We start from the raw sequence: 4,223 nt of genomic DNA on the forward strand, positions 1-4,223 counted from the left end.
TATAATGATTGGATTTTTATTTACACAATTATTGATAAAACCTCGATATATAAAGAATATTTAACGATCATTCTTATAACCAATTTTTGTTCTTGGTTTTTCATCTTCTTTTTTCTCGATCAATTCATCCAGATAGGAAAATACCAATTCGATATTTTTATCATGATTTTCTAATTTTTTCTGAATTTGAACAATATCTAATTTGATTTCGGTTGTATCCAAAAGCATTTGCCTCACTTTTGTAAAAATCCGCATGATTTGAATGTTTGTCTGGATGGCTTTGCCGCTATTTAAAACGCTCGACAGCATAAGAACTCCATGTTCTGTGAATGCCATTGGAGCATAACGTAAACCTATTTGGTCTGATTTGGAGGTCGCAATTTGCGACCTCCAAATTGAAAACTCTTCTTTTGTAAGCTCATAAAATCTTCTGGGAAACGAGAAATATTACGTTTAACTTGTTCTTTTAATCTTTTAGTTTCAATCCCGTAAAGTGTTGCTAAATCTCTATCAAGCATCACTTTTTGATTCCTGATAAAGTAAATTTTATTAGAAATTAATTCTTCAGAAAGCAGTATTTCATTTTCCATAAATTGTCTTTTAATTTCTTTAAGGTCACAATTTGTGATCTTAAACTTTTGGAAGTTACAATTTGTGATTTCCATTTTTAAACATAAAATCAGCTTGAGATAATTTCTTCGGCAAATAAGTATAGGTTACTTAGCATTTTATAAATCCAAAATACCAATATACGAATTTATTTACATTATAAAAATGAAGTAAACTGTTTCAATTTACCGCGATTGGTTCTTTCCAAAGTCGCTTTACGGGTAAAAAGGAAATGTAAATTCGGTTCCAAATACAAAGCAATTGCCGATTCAATTTTTTGAATTTGTTCCAAAGCCAATTCGGTTTCGCTTACATAATCAATTTCGAAAAAATTAATTTTGGTTTGTTTGATAATAAATTCCTTTACATTTCCATCGTCTTCAATGATGCTCTTGGTTACATAATAAAAGGTAAGTCCAGGAGATTTTTTTCCGCTTGGCAAAATTGCAACGTCATTAGTTCTGCCAATTAATTTTTTGAGAATAGGTCTTTTTAAAGTACTTTTTTCATCCAAAATTCCGATGTCACCAAGGTCGTATCGAATGAAGGGATGTGCTTTGTTGAAAAGAGAAGTGATTACAATTCGTCCAGAAGTTCCGTTGGGAACGGGTTGATTATTTTCGTCCAAAATCTCAACAAAAAGCGTTTCCGAATTCACTTGCCATTGGCCTTCGGGATTTTGAAAAGCAATCAAATCCAATTCGGAAGCTCCATATTCATTGACAATCGGAATTCCGAATTGCTTTTCTAATAGCTGTTTGTCTTCTTCAAAAAGCATTTCGGAGGTAACCATGCAAACTCTCAGTGTTGGACAAATATCTTTTAAAACAATATTTTTTTTCTGCAAAAATTTGGCAAACAAAACAATAGATGAGGTATAGCCATTGATATAGTCGAATTTTTTCTTTTTAAAATCCTTTAAAAAACCTTCCAAAATTTCATCCGATAAATTAAAGATTGGAAACCGATACCGATGACTCAAAAAATCCTTAAGCCGTTCTTTTTTGTTTCCAATAAAATCCAAAGGAATGCCGTAAAATCTAGCCTGAAAAGATGAATTAAAATCAATATCGTACCAGCCAAATCGATAAATATTGGAAGCCCAAGTTAAGGCGTGGCAAAATTTATCTTTTGCAAAAATAAACGGATGACCACTAGAGCCTGATGTTTTGTTGACATAAACAGATTTTTCGTCGTATCGAGAAGAAAGCCTTTCAAACAAAGGTTTCTGAAGGTTTGATTTATTTAAAATGGGTAAATCATTCCAGTTTTCAAATGATTTTTTTTTGGCTAAATCTTTATAAAAAGTATTATGAGTCAAATGAAAATTGACTATTTCTGCTTTTTTCTGTTCGACAAAATCTTCAAAATTTTCTTCTGGAATAGCAATAATTTTTTGCAATTCAGTTTTGGCTTCCTTCATTGGGAAACCATTTATTTTGAGCGTTAAATCGAAAATTTTGAGCATTGGAAATTTTAAATTTCGTCAAAAATAATATTTAGCCATCAGTATTGAGAACTAAACGGTAACTTTTTAAAATATAATTATTTTTTACGTTCAAAACGAATTATTTTTGCACGCAACTATATAAAACAACACTATGAATATTTTACTACTAGGATCTGGAGGAAGAGAACATGCTTTTGCATGGAAAATGATTCAAAGTCCGCTTTGTGACACCCTTTTTGTAGCACCGGGAAATGCAGGTACTGCTCAAATTGCAAAAAATGTTGATATCAGCGCTACTGATTTTGTAGCTATAAAAGCATTGGTTATCAAAGAAAATATTGAAATGGTAGTGGTTGGTCCTGAAGATCCTTTGGTAAAAGGGGTTTATGACTTTTTCTTAAACGATTCAGATTTAAAAAATATACCCGTAATTGGACCATCAAAAGTTGGTGCCACTTTAGAAGGAAGTAAAGAGTTTGCCAAAGAATTTTTGATGAAACACAAAATTCCAACAGCAGCTTATGATAGTTTTACTGCCGAAACTGTTGAAAATGGATGTAAATTTCTAGAAACATTACAGCCTCCTTATGTATTAAAAGCAGATGGTTTGGCAGCTGGAAAAGGAGTTTTGATTATTCAGGATTTGGCAGAAGCTCAGACTGAATTGAGAAACATGTTGGTTGGTCAAAAGTTTGGTGCAGCAAGTTCAAAAGTGGTTATCGAAGAATTTCTTGACGGAATTGAATTGAGTTGCTTCGTTTTGACTGATGGTAAAAGCTATAAAATTTTACCGACTGCTAAAGATTATAAAAGAATTGGAGAAGGAGATACAGGTTTAAATACAGGCGGAATGGGAGCAGTTTCTCCGGTTCCTTATGTAGATGCTGTTTTGATGGAAAAAATTGAAACGCGTATTGTAAAACCAACTATTGAAGGTTTCCAAAAAGATGGAATTGCCTATAAAGGTTTTGTATTTATAGGATTGATCAACGTTAATAACGAACCAATTGTTATTGAGTACAATGTGAGAATGGGAGACCCAGAAACTGAAGTGGTTGTTCCAAGATTAAAATCGGATTTGGTTGAATTATTTTTGGCTGTGGCCAATGAAAAATTAGGTGAATTCAATCTGGAAGTTGACGAAAGAAGTGCCACTACTGTTATGATCGTTTCAGGCGGTTATCCTGAAGATTTTGAAAAAGGAAAAATAATTACAGGATTGGAGAATGTTGAGAATTCAATTGTTTTTCACGCTGGAACAAAACTTGATAATGGCAATGTGGTTACTAATGGGGGAAGAGTGATGGCCATTACTTCTTACGGAGACAATTTCCAGGAAGCTTTGAATCAATCGTATCAAAACGTAAATAAAATCCATTTTGATAAAATGAATTTCAGAAAAGATATTGGATTTGATTTAGTTTAAAGACATAAAAAAACACAAATGGAATTTTAAAGTTCCATTTGTGTTCTATTTTTTATTTGGATTTGATATTATCCTAAGAATGAATGAGCCGTAGTATCTTGAGCATCTTCACCACTTTCTTTATGTAATTTTAATTGTTTACACCAATAAACAATAGCAACTGCACAGATAGTCATGAAAATCCAGTTGATTGTATTGGCACCAAACCAAGTTTTAAGTTCTAATGAACGTAAAAAGTCTAAAGGAGCGAATAAAATATTTACAAATAAGTATTGTATTCCTTCAAAAAACGATGTCATCATAATGTATATCTTTTATTTTTATTATTTTATTTCTTGGAATTTTTGAACATTAAAAAATGATCTTTGTTATAAATCTTTTTTAATCTTGCCTATTCCTTTTTTAAACAAGTCTTATATTTACAGTCGCAAAAATATAAAATATCCTTATGATAACAAGTGTTTTTAAAAAATCTACACCATTTAATTTTTCTTTGGTAGTTATTTTAATGCTGGTTTTCTTTTTTCTATATCAAATTCAAGATATAACTTGGGCAAATTCTGTAATTTCTATTCTTCAAAAAAGCGGTTTATTTCTAATTTTGTTTGCCACAGTTTTCCTCAATAGTTTTATTTCTAAAAAGAACGGACTCAGTAGAGACAGTACTTACACGGCTTTTTTTACTTTTTTATTTTTTATTTTTTTTACTGATTTATTTGGTAATCCGAATTTAATTAT

General features: G+C 31.1%; 4 protein-coding genes and 2 pseudogenes. 2 read left to right on the top strand and 4 right to left on the bottom strand.

All coding sequences use genetic code 11. The annotated features are described in order from the left end of the window. Positions 1–60: 60 nt before the first annotated feature. From VLC96_RS12760 to VLC96_RS12770, 3 genes and pseudogenes are all read right to left on the bottom strand, one after another. Positions 61–336 (bottom strand): hypothetical protein, encoded by a 276-nt coding sequence (locus VLC96_RS12760; protein ID WP_414655573.1) that lies wholly within the window; start codon positions 334–336, stop codon positions 61–63. An 18-nt stretch (positions 337–354) separates the two neighbouring features. Further along, positions 355–665: pseudogene (locus VLC96_RS12765) on the bottom strand (ORF6N domain-containing protein); the annotation flags it as partial. 101 nt (positions 666–766) lie between these two features. Beyond that, positions 767–2,077 carry a phenylacetate--CoA ligase family protein gene (locus VLC96_RS12770; RefSeq protein WP_325263472.1) on the bottom strand — a complete coding sequence of 437 codons (1,311 nt, stop codon included), beginning with the start codon at positions 2,075–2,077 and terminating at the stop codon, positions 767–769. A 133-nt stretch (positions 2,078–2,210) separates the two neighbouring features. Between VLC96_RS12770 and purD the strand changes: the two genes are divergently transcribed. Beyond that, entirely contained in the window at positions 2,211–3,485 is a 1,275-nt protein-coding gene (gene purD / locus VLC96_RS12775; protein WP_325263474.1) for a phosphoribosylamine--glycine ligase, read from the top strand. Between the two features lie 68 nt (positions 3,486–3,553). Here purD and VLC96_RS12780 read toward each other — a convergent pair whose 3' ends face one another. Next, on the bottom strand, positions 3,554–3,784 hold the full coding sequence (locus VLC96_RS12780; protein WP_325263478.1) for a DUF6341 family protein: 231 nt from the start codon (positions 3,782–3,784) through the stop codon (positions 3,554–3,556). Between the two features lie 149 nt (positions 3,785–3,933). Here VLC96_RS12780 and VLC96_RS12785 point away from each other — a divergent pair. Then, positions 3,934–4,223: pseudogene (locus VLC96_RS12785) on the top strand (DUF6427 family protein); the annotation flags it as partial.

This window comes from Flavobacterium sp. (genome assembly GCF_035456085.1).
Lineage (GTDB): Bacteria > Bacteroidota > Bacteroidia > Flavobacteriales > Flavobacteriaceae > Flavobacterium.